Raw genomic sequence first — 17,672 nt, 5'->3', positions numbered from 1 at the left:
TGGAGTTCCTTAACTCAATTCTCTCTCGGTGCCCTTGCGGGTCGCGAGCCTTTACTTGTTGAAGGCGTCGTCGACCAGCTGGCGCTGCTGCTCGTTATGAACGGACATGTAGCCCGCGGCAGGTGCCGCAGAGGCCGGGCGTCCGGCGAAGTCCAGGCTCATGCCAAGCCCCTGACGGTGCTGCTCAGCGACCTGACGCATATGGTGCTGACTCTGATACCAGGCACCCTGGTTGAGCGGCTCTTCCTGGCACCACATCACCTGCTCGAGATTCTCGTAGTCGGCGATGGCAGCCTGGAGCTCTTCCTTCGGGAAGGGATAGAGCTGCTCGACACGGATGATGGCAACATCTTCACGGCCCTGCTCGGCGCGATAGGCGGCCAGGTCATAGTAGACCTTGCCCGCACACAGCACGACGCGCTTGACCTTGGAAGCTTCCAGGTTGCCCTTGTCGGACAGCACCATCTCGAAGCGGCCATCGGCCAGCTCGTCGAGGGTGGAAGTCGCTTCCTTGTGACGCAGCAGAGACTTGGGTGACAGCACGACCAGCGGCTTGCGCAGCGAGCGGATGACCTGACGACGCAGCAGATGATAGATCTGCGCCGGCGTGGTCGGCATGCAGACCTGCATGTTGTGCTCGGCACACAGCTGAAGGTAACGCTCGAGGCGTGCGGAGCTGTGCTCCGGTCCCTGGCCCTCGTAGCCGTGCGGCAGCAGCATGGTCAGACCACACAGGCGGCCCCACTTGCTCTCGCCGGAAGAGATGAACTGGTCCATCACCACCTGGGCACCGTTGGCGAAGTCACCGAACTGGGCTTCCCACACCACCAGCGCATTCGGCATGGTGGTGGCGTAGCCATATTCGAAGGCCAGCACGGCTTCCTCGGAGAGGTAGGAATCATGGATGGTGAAGGTCGCCTGACCATCCTTGATGTGCTGCAGCGGCACGTAGGTATTGCCATCCTTCTGGTTATGCACCACCGCGTGACGGTGGGAGAAGGTGCCGCGACCTACGTCCTGACCGGTGATACGCACCGGATGGTCGGCACCGACCAGGGTGGCGTAGGCCAGTGTCTCGGCGAAGCCCCAGTTCAGCGGCATGCCACCAGCGGCCATCTTGCGACGGTCTTCATAGATCTTGTTGACCTGACGCTGGACCGAGACGCCGTCCGGCACTTCGCACATCTTGTTGGCGAGCGCCTGCAGCTGCTTCATGTCCATCGAGGTATCGGCAACGCCGGTCCACTCATGACCCAGGTACGGCGTCCAGTCGACGAACAGGCCGGTATTCGGCTGTTTCACCAGGGCGTTGGCCACGTGATTGCCGGCATCGAGATCCGAGCGGTACTGGTCGACCAGCTGCTTGGTCTCTTCCTCGCTGAGCACACCTTCCTCGACCAGACGCTGCGCATACTTCTCGCGAGCGGTCTTCTGGGACTTGATCTTGGCGTACATCAGCGGCTGGGTACCGGACGGCTCGTCGGCTTCGTTGTGACCGCGCTTGCGGTAACACACGAGGTCGATCACCACATCACGCTTGAACTGCTGGCGATAGTCGATGGCCACCTGGGCGGCGTGCAGCACGGCGTCCGGATCATCGCCATTGACGTGGATGATCGGCGCCTGAACCATCTTGGCGATGTCGGTGCAGTATTCGGTCGAGCGAGCGTCATCGGCACGCGAGGTGGTGAAGCCCACCTGGTTGTTGATGACGACATGCACGGTACCGCCCGTCTTGTAGGCACGGGTCTGCGACATCTGGAAGGTTTCCATGACCACGCCCTGACCGGCGAAGGCCGCGTCACCGTGGATGGAAATCGGCAGTACGCTGTCACCCTCGGCGTCTTCACGACGATCCTGACGGGCACGAACGGAGCCTTCCACCACCGGAGAGACGATCTCCAGGTGCGACGGGTTGAACGCCAGCGCCAGGTGGACTTCGCCGCCTGGGGTCATGACATTCGAGCTGAAGCCCTGGTGGTACTTCACGTCGCCGGAACCCTTGGCGATCTGCTTCTTGCCGTCGAATTCATCGATCAGCTCGGACGGGCTCTTGCCCAGCAGGTTGACCAGCAGGTTGAGACGGCCACGGTGGGCCATGCCGATCACGACTTCCTTGGTACCGTACTTGCCGCTGCGCTGGATCAGCTCATCCATCATCGGAATGAAGGATTCACCGCCTTCCAGACCAAAGCGCTTGGTGCCCGGGTACTTGCTGGCGAGATAGCTCTCGAGGCCTTCGGCGGCGGTCAGACGTTCCAGCACGTGATGGCGGACATCGCGTGAGAAGTTCGGCTTGGAACGCACGGACTCGAAACGCTGTTGCAGCCAGCGCTTCTCTTCCGTGTTGACGATGTGCATGAACTCGGCGCCGATGCTGCGGCAGTAGGTCTGCTCCAGCGCGGCGTGGATTTCCTTGAGCGGTGCAACATCCTTGCCGAGGAACAGCGAGCCGGTCTGGAACTCGACGTCCATGTCAGCGGCGGACAGCTGATGGAAGGACAGCTCGAGGTCCGGTACCGGTGCCGGCTTGCGCAGACCGAGGGGGTCGATATCCGCCTTCTGGTGGCCACGGAAGCGGTAGGCGTTGATCAGCTGGAGAACACGAACCTGCTTCTTGTTCTCGCTGCTTTCGCCCGCAGAGACAGCCACCGGGCGGCGACTGTTGCGACCCATCTCGTAGAACTGATCACGGATCGGCGCTAGCGGAACATCCTGGGAGGGGCTGCCGTCATGACGCGGCAGAGTATCAAAGTAGTTGCGCCACTCGTCGGGAACCTCATTCGGGTCGACAAGATAACGCTCGTAGAGATCTTCTACGTAGTGGACATTCCCCCCGCTCATATGGGAAGTGCGCCACATCAACTCCATTGTGCCTTCTTGCATCTCTCGGTCACCCTGACTGATGGGGTGGGGTAGGCGCCTGACAAGCGCTGTCGGCGTCACTCGATTATGCCCTGTATGGCGAAACCATGGAGGCCTTCACCATCTGAGTCTTCTTTTATCGTCAAAAGCCGGTGCACAAGGCACCGGCTTCAGCAAGCTGTGCGCTGCGGCAAGGTGTGACACCCTGCCGCAGCTGACGTGCATCATAGCAAGCTAAGGCGCGGCTTTTAAGTGGCGTTTGCCAGCAAAAGCTCACGAATCTTGCCGATGGCACGTGTCGGGTTCAGACCCTTGGGGCAAACCGCGACACAATTCATGATTCCGCGACAACGGAATACGGCAAACGGATCGTCCAGCTCGCTCAGACGCTCCTTGGTGGCGGTGTCACGTGAGTCCGCCAGGAAGCGATAGGCCTGCAACAGACCGCTCGGACCGACGAACTTGTCCGGGTTCCACCAGAAGGACGGGCAGGCCGTGGAACAGCAGGCACACAGGATGCACTCGTAGAGACCGTCGAGCTTGTCACGGTCTTCCGGCGACTGCAGACGCTCGATGGCCGGTGCCGGAGTGTCGTTGAGCAGGTACGGCTGGATGCGCTCGTACTGCTTGTAGAACAGGCTCATGTCGACGACCAGGTCACGCACGACCGGCAGGCCCGGCAGCGGACGCAGCACCAGCTTGTTGTCCTTGACGACTTCGGACAGCGCGGTGACACAGGTCAGGCCGTTCTTGCCGTTCATGTTCATGCCGTCCGAACCACAGACGCCTTCACGACAGCTGCGACGATAGGCCAGCGAGCTGTCCTGTTCCTTGAGCATTTCCATCACGTTCAACACCATCAGGTCACGACCCTGGGTGTCGACCTGAAACTCCTGCATGTACGGCGCAGTATCGGTTTCAGGGTTGTAGCGGTATATGGATACCTGAAGCATGGTTTCCCCTCCGGGCAAACGGGTCAGGTGCATGCGGTGATCTGCACGCACCTTGATCACGGCGAACTCAAGCGAGCGTGAACTCGAGCGAGTGCGAACTTGGTCTGGAGAAACGTGCGCCCCTCGAAGCGGGACGCACGTGTCAGGTCCAGACTCAGTAGGTACGAATCTTCGGCTCGAAACGCTCGACGGTCTTCGGCGCGAAGTTCACGTCGCGCTTGCCGACACGCTTCTCGTTCGGGAAGAACAGGGAATGCTTGAGCCAGTTCTCGTCATCACGATCCGGGAAGTCGTAACGGGAGTGGGCACCACGGCTTTCCTTGCGGGTCAGGGCCGCGATGGCAGTGGCTTCCGCCACTTCCATCAGGTTGTCCAGCTCAAGGGCTTCGATACGTGCGGTATTGAAGACCTGGGACTTGTCGGCCAGACCCGCCTTGGCGATACGCTCACGCAGCTCGGCCAGTTGCTTGACGCCCTCTTCCATCTTGTCTTCCTGACGGAAGACGCCGAAGGAGTTCTGCATGATCTGCTGCAGTTCACGCTTGAGTTCCGGCACGGACTCACCGCTCTCGGACTCGTTCCAGCGGTTCAGGCGCACCAGGGCAGCATCGATGTCGCTCTGGGTCGGCTCGAGGTACTCGACACCTTCATTGAGCGCGCTCTCGATGTACTTGCCCGCGGCACGGCCGAAAACGACCAGATCCAGCAGCGAGTTGCCGCCCAGACGGTTGGCACCGTGCACGGACACGCAGGCCACTTCACCCACGGCATAGAGGCCGTTGACGATGCGATCGCTGCCGTCTTCGTTCTGTGCGATGGCCTGACCGTGCACGTTGGTGGCGATGCCGCCCATCATGTAGTGACAGGTCGGCACGACCGGGATCGGTGCATTGACCGGATCGACGTGCGCGAAGGTCTTGGATAGCTCGGAGATACCCGGCAGGCGCTTGTTGAGCACTTCCTCGCCCAGGTGGTCCAGCTTCAGGAAGACGTGGTCGCCATTCTCGCCACAGCCACGGCCTTCGAGGATTTCCATGACCATAGAGCGCGCGACGACGTCACGGCCCGCGAGGTCCTTGGCGTTCGGCGCATAACGCTCCATGAAGCGCTCGCCGTCCTTGTTGACCAGGTAGCCACCCTCACCACGGCAGCCTTCGGTGACCAGCACGCCCGCACCGTGGATGCCGGTCGGGTGGAACTGCCACATTTCCATGTCCTGGACCGGCAGGCCGGCGCGCAGCGCCATGCCGATACCGTCGCCGGTGTTGATCAGGGCATTGGTGGTGGAGGCGTAGATGCGGCCGGCACCGCCGGTAGCCAGAACGGTCGCCTTGGACTTCACGACCACGGTCTCGCCGGTCTCGATGCACAGGGCAATCACGCCGACGATATCGCCGTTGGCATTCTTGACCAGGTCGATGGCGTACCACTCGTCGAGGAAGACGGTGCCATTCTTCAGGTTGGCCTGATAGAGGGTGTGCAGCAGAGCGTGACCGGTACGGTCAGCCGCGGCGCAGGTGCGTGCCGCCTGGCCGCCCTTGCCGAAGTCCTTGGACTGACCACCGAACGGACGCTGATAGATGCGACCGTTGTCGAAGCGAGAGAACGGCAGACCCATGTGCTCGAGTTCGAAGACCGCCTTCGGGCCTTCGGTACACATGTATTCGGCGGCGTCCTGGTCGGCGATGTAGTCGCCGCCCTTGACGGTGTCATACATGTGCCAGCGCCAATCATCATTCGGATCAGCAGAAGCGATGGCACAGGTGATACCGCCCTGGGCAGAGACAGTGTGCGAACGGGTCGGGAAGACCTTGGACAGCACGGCGGTCTTCTTGCCGGACTGGGACAGCTCGAGGCCGGCACGCAGGCCAGAGCCGCCACCGCCGATGATGATCGCGTCGAATGTCAGGCTACGCATGGTGGACATGTATCAGGCTCCCCACAGGACTTGAACGCCCCAGACCAAGAAGATGAACAACGCAAGGATGACGAAGACCTGGAAACCGAAGCGCACTGCGGTCGGCTTCATGTAATCGGTCGCCACGGTCCACAGACCGATCCAGGCGTGTGCGGCAATCGAGATGAATGCCATCAGAGAGAAGATGCGCATTGCCGTGTTCTCGAACAGACCACTCCAGGTGGTGTAGTCGAGGTTCGGATGGAGCAGCAGATAGCCGACCATGAACACGGAATAGGCTGCCAGAATCACGGCAGAAACACGCTGCAGTACCCAGTCGGACAGACCGCTGCGGCTGAAATTGGTGATGTTGTTTACCATACCCAGACTCCCGCCAGGACTACGAGAACAGCACTGATCACGACAGTGACCTGCGCCTTGCGATTAGCACTTTCCAGTTCGACACCAATATCCATGTCCATCAACAGGTGCTTGATACCAGCCACGAAGTGGAAACCGAGGGCAGACAGCAGGCCCCAGGCCACGAGCTTGGCCAGGAAATTGGTTGCCAGAGCATCACGCACCGCCTCGAACCCTTCCGGGGAGGACAGCGAGGCATCGAGTGCCCACAGCGCAAATACCAGGCCCACGAACAGAATCACGCCGGTAATACGGTGGGTGATTGAAGTCAGCGCAGGGAGAGGGAACTTTATCGTCGTCAGATCGAGATTTACGGGTCGTTTGCTATTCACGGCTCTTACACACTCTCTTGGCCCAACACGGACGCAAGCCCGCAGGGGCGGTGGTTTGAGGAAGGGTCTCGGGCGCAGGCCATCCACGGTACCGAGCCGAATTTCCCGCCAGTCGCGCGACGGGGGATTATAGGGGTTGGCCATTGGCATGACAAATGACATGACGTCGCAGGGCCGCAACCACAGATTGCACAAAATGCAGTGAACAGGACGCGACCTGACACCACGGGATAGGCAAACGTCGGGGAACTCACGCACAACAGCATGGCGCGCGTCTCTACGCCGTGTGGCGAATTGACAATCCTTGGCGGGCTTCTATAGTGGGCGGGATTGATGCAAGCCCGGCATGGCAAGCAAGTCAAAGAGTTACGCGAATAATGAGGAGGTCGGCATGACTGACAAGAAAGCGACATTGACAGTAGACGGTATCGACAAGAGCATCGAGTTCCCGGTTTATTCCGGCACGCTCGGACAGGACGTCATCGACGTTCGCGGCCTGACCGCCGAAGGCATGTTCACGTATGACCCGGGCTTCGTCTCCACTGCCGCCTGCGAATCATCCATCACCTTCATCGATGGCCAGAAAGGCGTACTGCTGCATCGCGGCTACCCCATCGACCAGCTGGCCAAGAGCTCCAACTACATCGAGCTATGCTATCTGCTGTTGTTCGGAGAACTGCCGAGCGACGAGGAATACGACAAGTTCGCCCAGCTGATCAGCAACCACACCATGGTGCATGAGCAGATCGTCAACTTCTTCAAGGGCTTCCGTCGCGATGCCCACCCGATGGCGATCCTGTGCGGTGTCGTCGGTGGCCTGGCCGCCTTCTACCACGACAACCTGAACATCAACAACGAGAAGGAACGCTATGTCAGTGCGGTGCGCCTGATCGCCAAGATGCCGACCCTTGCGGCCATGTGCCACAAGTACAACATCGGCCAGCCCTTCATGTACCCGCGCAATGACCTCTCCTACGGCGAGAACTTCCTGTACATGATGTTCGGCAATCCGTGTGAGGAGTACAAGATCAACCCGGTGTTCGCCAAGGCGATGGACACCATCTTCATGCTGCACGCCGACCACGAGCAGAACGCCTCGACTTCCACAGTGCGCCTGGCCGGCTCCACCGGCGCCAACCCGTTCGCCTGCATCAGCGCCGGCATCGCGGCACTGTGGGGCCCGGCACACGGCGGTGCCAACGAAGCCGTGCTCAACATGCTCGATGAAATCGGCGAGGATTCCGAAGAGAACATCCAGCGCTTCATCGACAAGGCCAAGGACAAGGATGACCCGTTCAAGCTGATGGGCTTCGGTCACCGCGTCTATCGCAACTTCGATCCGCGCGCCAAGGTCATGAAAGAGACCTGTGACGAAGTGCTGGAGCAGCTGGGCATGGCCGACGATCCGCAGCTCAAGATCGCCAAGCGTCTGGAACAGATCGCGCTGGAAGACGAGTACTTCATCGAGCGCAAGCTGTACCCGAATGTCGACTTCTACTCCGGCATCATCCTCAAGGCGATCGGCATTCCGACCAACATGTTCACGGTCATCTTCGCCATGTCGCGCACCATCGGCTGGATTTCCCACTGGAACGAGATGATCGCCGGCGGCCACCGTATCGGCCGTCCGCGCCAGCTCTACACCGGCCACCCGCAGCGCGACTACCCGACCAAGTAACCAGTTGCCTGGCAACCAGGCAATATCGGGTCATCGACCTGCAGGACAGACCGCCTCTTCGGAGGCGGTTTTTTTTGGCCTGTCGCCTCTCATGCGCCCCCCCCCCTGTCGAGATGCAAGTCACAAAGCCGCCCCGCCCCGCCCCGAACGTGCTAGCGTGCTGATGTACCGGCTTCGTCACGCCCTGCAAGCACCGGCACGCCATGCGCCCCACCGCGAGCGGCGCAACCTCACACCTGATCGATGGCAAGGAGCCTTCCAGCATGTCAGAGACACACACCACGCCACGTACCGCCGCCTTCATCGGACTCGGGGTCATGGGTCACCCCATGGCCGGCCATCTGAAACGCGCAGGCCTTGAGGTGCGGGTCTACAACCGCACAGGTGCACGCGCCGAGCAGTGGAGCGAGGAGTACGGCGGCAGCCATCACGCCACCCCGCGAGAAGCCGCCGAGGGCGCCGATATCGTGCTGATGTGCGTGGGCAATGATGATGACGTGCGCAGCGTCACCTACGGCGACGACGGCGTGCTGGCCGGCATGGCGAGCGGCAGCCTGCTGGTGGACCACACTACCGCCAGTGCCGACCTGGCACGCGAGCTGGCCGCCGCCGCGGGCGAGGCCGGCATCGGATTCGTCGACGCACCGGTCTCCGGCGGCCAGCAAGGCGCCGTGAATGGCGTGCTGACCATCATGTGTGGCGGCAGCGAGGCGGATTACGCACGTGCCGAGCCGGTGCTGACGCACTACGGTCGCATGGTGAAGCGCATCGGCGAGACCGGTGCCGGCCAGACCACCAAGATGGTCAACCAGATCTGCATTGCCGGGCTGGTGCAGGCACTTTCCGAGGGCCTGCACTTCGCCGAGCAGGCAGGACTGGATCGCGAGGCGGTGATCGAGGTGATCTCCAAGGGCGCCGCTGGCTCGTGGCAGATGGAAAATCGTCACTCCACCATGATCAAGGACGAGTACGATCACGGCTTTGCCGTCGACTGGATGCGCAAGGACCTCGACATCTGTCTGGCGGAAGCACGCCGCATCGATGCCAGCCTGCCGGTGACGGCGCTGGTCGATCAGTTCTATGCCGACGTGCAGGCCATGGGCGGCAATCGCTGGGACACCTCCTCGCTGCTCAAGCGCCTCTCCAGATGAAGCGGCCTTGAACTCAAGCGAGTGAGCCGAACCGCATCACACGGCCTCGCACTGAAAACGCCTCATTCCAACGCCATATGGACGCGGGAATGAGGCGTTTTTTCGTGCCGCAGCGCAACATCCCAGACAGCAGCGGCGCTCGGCATGCTTTTCCACACTATCTGTGGATAACCTCGTTGATAACCCCTAGACAAGCGCAGCGAACCAGCATGACAGCGGGCTTACCAACAGATTGCACAAAATTTAACCAGCACATAAGCCATTGATATAAAAGAAATTTTTGGTAGCACGACGTAAGCGCCAGCCGCAGGGGCCGCACTTTGGGAGGAGATGCAGGGGGAGATGTGACAGCGCGCGAACAGTGGACAAGACACGAGGTCTGTCAAGGGCGACTTGGGGATAACATGCTTTTCTGCCGACACACAGGCTGTGCATAAGCCAGAATCAGGGACAAAAAAAACACACCCCTTAAGGTGTGCTTTTTTGTTGACTTCACGAGACCTGAAAGGTGGCTCGAGATGTCGAAAGAGTGGCGTCCCATAGGGGGTTCGAACCCCTGTTACCGCCGTGAAAGGGCGGTGTCCTGGACCACTAGACGAATGGGACGCAGTCGCTTGAGAAACTTGGTGGAGCCTAGCGGGATCGAACCGCTGACCTCAACACTGCCAGTGTTGCGCTCTCCCAGCTGAGCTAAGGCCCCGTCTCTCAAGAACGAGGCGTATCTTACTGATAACCCTCGGGGTCGTCAACTTCTTTTTCACACAATTCGCCTCTCGCGCCTTTTCGGCGCATGGCCCCCATGACGTCATTCATTATGGAGGCCATCATCAGCGCGACGCGCCCGTCGGGAGCGCGGTCACGGACTGCGCTCAGAGGTCACGATATTCCTTCTCGAAACGCTTGGCCGCCTTCTTGGAGACGCCACCCAGCACGGCCACGGCGTGGCGCAGACGCGCGCGCGTCATGTCGGAGCCCAGAATGACCATCGCGTCCATCACCGAGGTAGAGGTCGCCGAGCCGGTCACCGCCACGAATACCGGCGCCAGGAAGTCCTTCATCTTGAGCCCGAAGTGCTCGGAGAGCAGCTTCACTTCCGCCAGCAGATGCTCCTTGTCCCAGCGGCTCACGGCTTCAAGCTTCCAGGTCAGGAACTGCATCTGACGCACCAGGTCTTCGCCTTCCAGCTTCGCCTTGGCGAAGTCGTCCGGCGTGATGGCCGGCAGACCCGAGAAGAAGTGCCCCGCCAGCGGAATCGCCTCGGACAGCGTCTCGATGCGCGGCTTCACTTCCGGCAGGATCTGCTTGACGTAGGACTCGTTGAAGGCCCACTGACGCAGCTCGCTCAGCAGCTCATCCTCGGACAGATCGCGGATATAGAGACCGTTCAGCCAGCTGAGCTTCTCGACATCGAACACCGGACCACCCAGCGAGACACGCTGGATATCGAAATGCTCCTGCATCTCGCTCAGGGTGAACTTCTCGCGCTCGTCCGGCATGGACCAGCCCAGACGACCGAGATAGTTGATCACCGCCGCCGGCAGGTAACCCATGCGACGGTAGTAGAGGATCGACGTCGGGTTCTTGCGCTTGGACAGCTTGGTCTTGTCCGGATTGCGCAGCAGCGGCATGTGGCACAGTTCCGGCATCTGCCAGCCGAAGTATTCATACAGCAGCTGATGCTTGGGCGCCGAGTTGATCCACTCCTCGCCACGCATCACGTGGGTGATCTCCATCAGGTGATCATCCACCACGTTGGCCAGGTGGTAGGTCGGCATGCCGTCGGACTTGAGCAGGATCTGCGCATCGACCTGGGCCCAGTCGACCTCGATCTCGCCACGCAGCATGTCCTTGACCACACAGGTGCCGCTTTCCGGCACGTTCATGCGGATGACGAAGGGCGCGCCCGCCGCTTCACGACGCGCCACTTCTTCTGCCGGCAGCGCGAGGTCGGACGGCTTGAGCGCCATGTGCAGACCTTCGGCCTTGCGCGACTCGCGCAGCTCATCCAGCTCTTCACTGGTGCGATAGCACTTGAAGGCGTGGCCGGCATCGATCAGCTGCTGGCAGTGTGTGGCATAGATGTCGCCACGCTCACTCTGACGGTACGGGCCGTGCGGACCGCCGACATCCGGGCCTTCGGCCCATTCGATGCCCAGCCAGCGCAGCGAGTCGAGGATCATCTGCTCGGATTCGCCGGTGGAACGCGTCTGATCGGTATCCTCGATGCGCAGAATGAACTCGCCACCGTGCTGACGAGCGAAGCACTGGTTGAACAGGGCGATGTAGGCGGTGCCGACGTGGGGATCACCAGTCGGCGACGGTGCGATGCGCGTACGAACGGTCATGTGGAGTCCAGTAGTTCGAGAAGAGAGGGCAACAAGCGTCTCGGCAATGACTGACTGCCGGGGCGTGAAATCACGCTGCTGTCTCAGCAGCGAGTGCTGGGGCATATTATACGCAAGGTGAAGATGTGCGACAGTGCGTCGCCGTGTACCAACGCTCTCTCGGCGGTAAGCTTGCGCCAGATGCGTCATTCTCTGCCTTGAGACGTGACGCCAGCGCTTCCCTGCAACTATCTCTGCCACCACCGGCAGGAGCATGAATGCCCCGAACTGCCGCTGCACCCGATGTTTCACCCTCCCCCACCGATGCCACTGCCTCGGCAGAATTCGTGCCACGCCGCTGGCTGGAGACACTGGCACGTGCCGGTGGCCACTGGCCCCAGCTCGCCATCCTGTGCGCCCTGCTCTCGACACTGGTGCTGCTCGCCCAGGCCTGGGCCATCGCCCACCTGGCCCAGGGCGTCGCGATCGACCGCGAAGGCCTGGCGACACTGTGGCCGGCCATCGCGGTACTCGCCGCCAGTCTCTCGCTGCGCGGCGCGCTCACTGGCCTGCGTGGCTATGCCGGCACCCGCGCCAGCCAGCAGATCCGCCGTCGCCTGCGCGAGCGCCTGCTGCAGCGCTTCGCCGAACTCGGCCCGCTGTGGGTGCGTCGCCAGCATCGCGCAAGCCTGGCCAACCGCGCCTGGGACCAGGTCGAGTCACTGCACGGCTACTACGCCGACTTCCGCCCACAGACACGCCTCGCGGGGCTGATTCCGCTGATGCTGCTGTGTGTGGTGTTTCCGCTCAACTGGGCGGCCGGCCTGATTCTCGCCACCACCGCACCACTGGTGCCGATCTTCATGATTCTGGTCGGCATCGCGGCGCGCAAGCGCTCGCAGGAGCAGTTCCGGGAGATGGACCGCATGGGCCGTCACTTCATGGACCTGCTCACCGGTCTCAAGACCCTCAAGCTATTCGGCAGCGCCAGGCGCGGCCCCCAGGTCGAGGCGGTCAGCCATGCCTTTCGCAAGCGCACCATGCGCGTACTGCGCCTGGCCTTCCTGTCCTCCACGGTGCTGGAATTCTTCACCGCGGTGTCCATCGCGCTGCTGGCGGTCTACCTCGGCTTCCATTTCCTCGGCCACCTGCAATTCGGCACCTGGGGCGACTCACCGCTGACCCTGCAGACCGCACTCTTCATTCTGGTGCTGGCGCCCGAGTTCTATCAGCCGCTGCGCGAGCTGGGCGTGCACTATCACGCCAAGGCCGAGGCCGAGGCTGCCGCCAGTGATCTCGCCCCCATCGTCGGCAGTGCCCCCTTCACCCAGGAGGCGGATGGCGAGGCTGCCACACAGACGCACAATGCCAACAGCGACCTGCCCGCGGCGCGCCCTCAGACCCGCAAGCTGCACTCGCTGATGCTGGAAGAGGTCTGTGTGCGCTATCCCAATCAATGGACCCGCCAGACCAGCACGCTGACTCCACCGGCACTCGGCCCGCTGACCCTGCGGATCACCCAGGGCGAACGCGTCGCGCTGACCGGTGCCTCCGGCTCCGGCAAGTCGACGCTGCTCAATCTGCTGCTCGGCTTCGTCGAGGCCAGCGACGGCCTGCTGTATCTCAATGGCCATCCGCTGAGCCACGGCCTGCCGCCGGGCATGGCGACCTGGGTCGGTCAGGAGACGGTGGTGCTGTCCGGCACGCTGGCCGACAACCTGCGTCTGGCCAGGCCTCACGCCAGCGACACCCAACTCGAAGCGGCGCTGGACAATGCCGACCTGCTTGACTGGTACCAGCAGCTGCCGCGAGGGCTCGAGACGCGCCTTGGCGAGGGCGGTCAGGCGCTGTCCGGCGGCCAGGCACGCCGCCTGTCACTGGCCCGCGCATTCTTGCATGACGCGCCACTGGTGCTGCTGGATGAACCCACCGCCAGCCTGGACGCCGACAGCGAAGCGCGCGTGATCGCCGCGCTCAAGCGTCTCGGCGAGGGCCGCACCCTGCTGTTGCTGACCCACCGACCAGAGCTGCTGACGCTGTGCCAGCGCCTGATTCACCTCGACGATGGCCAGCTGGTGCAGGACCGCCCGCTCCCCCTCCCGACGCCGCGAGGTGACGCATGAGCCGCGCCATCTGCAAGTCCGCGCCTGACACGCCCGCGGCCGTCACAGCCAGCGAGCCAGCACTAGGTGAAGCGTATAGCGAACAGCGCCCACGTCTGCGCGAACTGACGCCCTATCTGGCCTTGATGCGCGAGCATCGTGGCTGGCTGGGCATCGGCGCACTGCTGGCGCTGATCACTCTGCTGGCGGCCACCGGCCTGTTGGCACTGTCGGGCTGGTTTCTCTCCGCCACCGCCGTGGCCGGCTTGAGCGTCGCTGCCACCCAGGCCTTCAACTTCTTCACCCCGGCGGCAGGTGTGCGCGGTCTGGCACTGGCGCGCACCGCCGGACGCTATGGCGAGCGTCTCACCACCCACGAAGGCACGCTGCGTCTGCTGGCGAGCCTGCGCCGTCGCCTGTTCGAGGCCATCGAGCCGCTCTCCCCCGCCGCCCTGCAGCATGCCGGCCAGGGCGAGCTGATGACCCGCCTGGGCGCGGATGTCGACGCCCTCGACAGCCTCTACGTGCGCGTATTGATTCCCTCGCTGGTGGCGGTCTGCGCCATCCTCGCCGCCGGCACGCTGATCGGCATCTTCGCGCCGACACTGGCGCTGGTCGCAGTGATCGGGCTGGTGCTGACCGGCGGACTGGTGCCGTGGCTGGCCTGGTGGCGTGGTAGCCGTGACGCCATGCGTCACCAATCCTCGGCCAGCCGCCTGCGCGCACGCCTGCTGGAGCGCCTGCAGGGACTGGGCGAGCTGGTGATCTATGATCGCTGGAATGAAGAGCTTGAGCGCCTGGCCGAGCAACAGGCCGAGCGGGACCGCATCGAGCGCACCCAGGCACGCCGTCAGGCACTGGCCAGCTGGCTGAGTCACAGTCTGCTGGGGCTGACGCTGGCCGGGGTCGCCCTGCTCGGCGTCATGCAGATGGCGCCATATGCGAACGACGACATCACGACGCATTCTGGCGAGCTGCTCGATGGTCGTCTGCTGGCGCTGTTCCTGCTGGCGGTACTCGGCGCCTTCGAGGCACTGGCGCCACTGCCGCTGGCCTGGCAGGGTCTCGGTCGCTGTCTGTCGGCGGCCGCGCGCCTCAACCGCGTGCAGGCCAATACGCCGGCGGCCCAGTTCCCCAGTGACTCCGAGGCTGCCACGCCGGTGGGACACGCCTTGGAGATCGAGCAGCTGAGCGTCACCCACGGCGACACGCCGGTGCTTGAAGAGCTGTCACTGACACTGGCCGCAGGCGAGCATCTGGCACTGCTCGGCCCGTCCGGCAGCGGCAAGAGCACCCTGCTGGACGTGCTCAGTCGCTTCCATGCCCCCAGTGCCGGACAGATCACGCTGGGTGGCGTGGCGCTGGACTCGCTCGACGAGGCCACGCTGCGTGCAAGCTTCGCGGTCTGCCCGCAGGACACGCACCTGTTCTGTGCCAGCTACGCCGACAACCTGCGCCTGGCCGCTCCCGAGGCCAGCGATAAGTCACTGACGCGCATGCTGGAAAGCCTTGGCCTCGGCGACTGGCTGGCCCGCCAGCCACAGGGACTGGCCGGCTTCCCGGATGAAGGGGGACGTTCATTGTCCGGTGGCCAGCTGCGCCGCTTCGGCGTGGCACGCGCACTGCTGTCACCGGCGCCGATCGTGCTGCTCGATGAGCCCTGCGAAGGACTGGACCGCACCAGCGCCGAGCAGGTGATGAGCGCGATTCTCGCCGCCTGCGAGGGCCGCAGCCTGATCATGATCACTCATCAGCCGCTGGGGCTGGAGCGCTTTGCGCGTCTGGCGCTGCTGGAAGCGGGCCGACTGCAGGAAGACACCACCCCGACCACACTGAGCCGCGATTCCCGCCTCGCCAGGCTGATGGAGCGCACTGCCTGACGATAATCCTGTTCAGCCACTACAGAGGGAGACATATATGGTAGACAGCAGACTGGAAGATCAGCCATTGGCGGCGGACACCTTCGCGCGCCTGCCACGGGGCTTCTGCGCACTGGTCACCGGCGCCAGCGGCGGGATCGGGCGGGCGCTGATCGATGAGCTGCTCGCCCATCCGCACTGTGGAAAAGTGCTGGCGGTGAGTCGCGATGTCTCATGCCTTTCGACGCATCCCGAGCTCGAGACGCTGGAGGCCGACCTGACCACCGAGCAAGGCACCGCACGCCTTGAGAAGTGGCTGGCACAGCAACTGGATGGCGAGAGCGAGACGGGGCAGCCACCGGCGCTGATACTCAACGCGCTGGGCCTGCTGCATGACGAGCGCGAGCAGCTATGGCCGGAGAAGCGTCTGGAAGACTTGAGTCTGGCGGCCCTGACGCGTCTGCATCAGGTCAATGCCTTCGCCCCGGCCCTGCTGCTGGGGATGCTGGCGCCACGTCTGCGCCGACGCACGCCAGTGATCTTCGCCTCGCTGTCGGCGCGGGTCGGCTCGATCTCCGACAACCGCAGCGGCGGCTGGTATGCCTATCGCGCCAGCAAGGCCAGCCACAACATGCTGCTCAAGACCGCCGCCATCGAGATCGCACGGCGCAATCCCGAGGCGCTGCTGGTCGCGCTGCATCCCGGCACCACCGACACCGGCCTGTCGACTCCCTTCCAGTCCCGCGTGCCCGAGGGCAAGTTATTCACGACGGGCTTCGTGGCGCGCCGTCTGCTGCGCGTCGCCTGCGAACTCTCGCCCACCGCCAGCGGCGGCTTCTACGACTGGGCCGGCCAGGCCATCGAGTGGTAACCCTCTCGGTAGAGGCGACTCAGAGCTGCAGATGCTCCTGAAACCACTCGGTGATGAAGTCGAGGTAGGCGCGGGTCTTGTCAGGCAGGTACTTGCGTGAACGGAACAGCACCACCATCGAGCCATGCTCGTTCCAGTAGGGCTGCAGCAGCGGCACCAGTTCACCGCTTTCCACTGCCGCGCGGGCCGAGAAGGTCGGCAGGTAGGCGAGACCGAAGCCGGCCTTGGCCGCCTCCACCACGCCGAGCAGATTGTTGATCACCAGCCGCGACTCCGGCTCCACATCGAAGGGCTGACCATTGAGCGTGAAGCGCCAATGCGCCCCCAGGTCGTAATTGCCGTAGAAGATGGTATCGAAGGCGCGGATGTCCTGGGGCTGCACCGGCGGTGAATTGACGCGCGCCAGGTAATCCGGTGCGGCGTACAGGCCGTAGACCACCTTGCACAGCGGCCGCGAGACCATCGAGGAATCCGGCAGCGGCCCCATGCGAATCGCCAGGTCCACCGACTCATCGATGGGCTCGAAGCGCTGATCCTCGAGCAGAATCTCGACGCTGACATCCGGGTAGCGACGCATGAAGGCGGTGGTCGGCGCGGCCAGATACATGAAGCCGAACGACACCTGTGCCGAGACCTTGAGCTGGCCCATCGGCTGCGAGGTCACGGACTGTACGCGGGCCTCGGCGGATTCCAGCTCCTCGCGGATGCGCAGGCCGTGCTCGTAGTAGATGCGCCCCGCCTCGGTGAGATGCAGCTTGCGGGTCGAGCGATTGATCAGGCTGACGCCCAGCTGCTCTTCCAGTGCCGCCACCCGCTTGGACGCCAGCGACTTGGAAATTCCCAGTCGGCGCGCCGCCGCAGTGAAACTGGCCGCGCGCACGACTTCGACGAAGACGCGCAATGCATCAAGTGTCGCCATGTGTCTCCCTTTCCCTCGCTCTGCAACCGCCATGGCCCTCCGGACACGGCCAGACACCCCATCAATCTCTCAGGTTTCCATATTGGAAACCCTAGTTTTCAATTGTACGCGCTTATTCTCCAAAGCGCGGCACCCTATACTGTGCGCCACGAACATGCGGGAGCAGGCGCGCCGCGGCATCGGCCGCCTGCTTCCGGACTAGACCGAAGACGGCCGGGCCTGCGTGGCGCAGCCCGACCGTCCAGGTTCGCGCTCAGGTAGTTGCACTGCTCATCCCACCGATTCCCGGTGACTGGTCTGC

The 17,672-nt window shown here is 63.1% G+C and carries 12 protein-coding genes and 2 tRNA genes; 5 read left to right on the top strand and 9 right to left on the bottom strand.

Annotated features, from left to right (window positions below):
* Positions 1-51: 51 nt before the first annotated feature.
* From NH396_RS09290 to sdhC, 5 genes are all read right to left on the bottom strand, one after another.
* Positions 52-2,886, bottom strand: coding sequence for a 2-oxoglutarate dehydrogenase E1 component (locus NH396_RS09290; RefSeq protein ID WP_176676173.1), 2,835 nt, complete (start codon positions 2,884-2,886; stop codon positions 52-54).
* A 227-nt stretch (positions 2,887-3,113) separates the two neighbouring features.
* Positions 3,114-3,818 carry a succinate dehydrogenase iron-sulfur subunit gene (locus NH396_RS09285; protein ID WP_176676172.1) on the bottom strand — a complete coding sequence of 235 codons (705 nt, stop codon included), beginning with the start codon at positions 3,816-3,818 and terminating at the stop codon, positions 3,114-3,116.
* A 154-nt stretch (positions 3,819-3,972) separates the two neighbouring features.
* On the bottom strand, positions 3,973-5,745 hold the full coding sequence (gene sdhA / locus NH396_RS09280) for a succinate dehydrogenase flavoprotein subunit (protein WP_176676171.1): 1,773 nt from the start codon (positions 5,743-5,745) through the stop codon (positions 3,973-3,975).
* A 3-nt stretch (positions 5,746-5,748) separates the two neighbouring features.
* Positions 5,749-6,096 carry a succinate dehydrogenase, hydrophobic membrane anchor protein gene (gene sdhD / locus NH396_RS09275; protein ID WP_176676170.1) on the bottom strand — a complete coding sequence of 116 codons (348 nt, stop codon included), beginning with the start codon at positions 6,094-6,096 and terminating at the stop codon, positions 5,749-5,751.
* Positions 6,090-6,467 (bottom strand): succinate dehydrogenase, cytochrome b556 subunit, encoded by a 378-nt coding sequence (gene sdhC, locus NH396_RS09270; protein WP_253063132.1) that lies wholly within the window; start codon positions 6,465-6,467, stop codon positions 6,090-6,092. The genes sdhD and sdhC overlap by 7 nt, the downstream gene beginning before the upstream one ends.
* Before the next feature lie 391 nt (positions 6,468-6,858).
* On the opposite strand from sdhC, the gene gltA reads away from it, so the two are divergent.
* A complete protein-coding gene (gene gltA, locus NH396_RS09265) occupies positions 6,859-8,145 on the top strand; it encodes a citrate synthase (protein ID WP_176676169.1) in 1,287 nt (428 codons plus the stop codon).
* Between the two features lie 263 nt (positions 8,146-8,408).
* Positions 8,409-9,296 (top strand): NAD(P)-dependent oxidoreductase, encoded by an 888-nt coding sequence (locus tag NH396_RS09260; RefSeq protein ID WP_176676168.1) that lies wholly within the window; start codon positions 8,409-8,411, stop codon positions 9,294-9,296.
* 530 nt (positions 9,297-9,826) lie between these two features.
* On the opposite strand, the gene NH396_RS09255 is transcribed toward NH396_RS09260, so the two are convergent.
* The 3 genes from NH396_RS09255 to gltX all read right to left on the bottom strand — a co-directional run bounded on the left by NH396_RS09255 (position 9,827) and on the right by gltX (position 11,641).
* A tRNA-Glu gene (locus NH396_RS09255) sits at positions 9,827-9,902 on the bottom strand.
* A gap of 18 nt (positions 9,903-9,920) precedes the next feature.
* Positions 9,921-9,996 (bottom strand) — tRNA-Ala (locus tag NH396_RS09250).
* Positions 9,997-10,165: 169 nt separating this feature from the next.
* Positions 10,166-11,641 (bottom strand): glutamate--tRNA ligase, encoded by a 1,476-nt coding sequence (gene gltX, locus NH396_RS09245; RefSeq protein ID WP_176676167.1) that lies wholly within the window; start codon positions 11,639-11,641, stop codon positions 10,166-10,168.
* Between the two features lie 257 nt (positions 11,642-11,898).
* Here gltX and cydD point away from each other — a divergent pair, with 257 nt between their 5' ends.
* From cydD to NH396_RS09230, 3 genes are read left to right on the top strand one after another with little or no spacing between them, the layout of a single operon-like run.
* Positions 11,899-13,743: a thiol reductant ABC exporter subunit CydD gene (cydD, locus tag NH396_RS09240; RefSeq protein ID WP_253063130.1), complete on the top strand. Its 1,845-nt coding sequence runs from the start codon at positions 11,899-11,901 to the stop codon at positions 13,741-13,743.
* On the top strand, positions 13,740-15,602 hold the full coding sequence (cydC, locus tag NH396_RS09235) for a thiol reductant ABC exporter subunit CydC (RefSeq protein WP_176676165.1): 1,863 nt from the start codon (positions 13,740-13,742) through the stop codon (positions 15,600-15,602). Before cydD ends, cydC begins: the two co-directional genes overlap by 4 nt.
* Before the next feature lie 37 nt (positions 15,603-15,639).
* Positions 15,640-16,452, top strand: a complete 813-nt coding sequence (locus tag NH396_RS09230) for an SDR family NAD(P)-dependent oxidoreductase (protein WP_176676164.1) — start codon at positions 15,640-15,642, stop codon at positions 16,450-16,452.
* A gap of 19 nt (positions 16,453-16,471) precedes the next feature.
* Here NH396_RS09230 and NH396_RS09225 read toward each other — a convergent pair whose 3' ends face one another.
* Complete coding sequence (locus NH396_RS09225) at positions 16,472-17,371, bottom strand: LysR family transcriptional regulator (protein ID WP_176676163.1); 900 nt, start codon at positions 17,369-17,371, stop codon at positions 16,472-16,474.
* Positions 17,372-17,672 lie beyond the last annotated feature (301 nt).

Source organism: Cobetia sp. Dlab-2-AX, assembly GCF_024124625.1.
In the GTDB taxonomy this organism is placed as follows: Bacteria; Pseudomonadota; Gammaproteobacteria; order Pseudomonadales; family Halomonadaceae; genus Cobetia.
The sequence above is the reverse complement of the archived record's forward strand: the minus strand, read 5'-3'. Positions and strand labels throughout refer to the sequence as shown.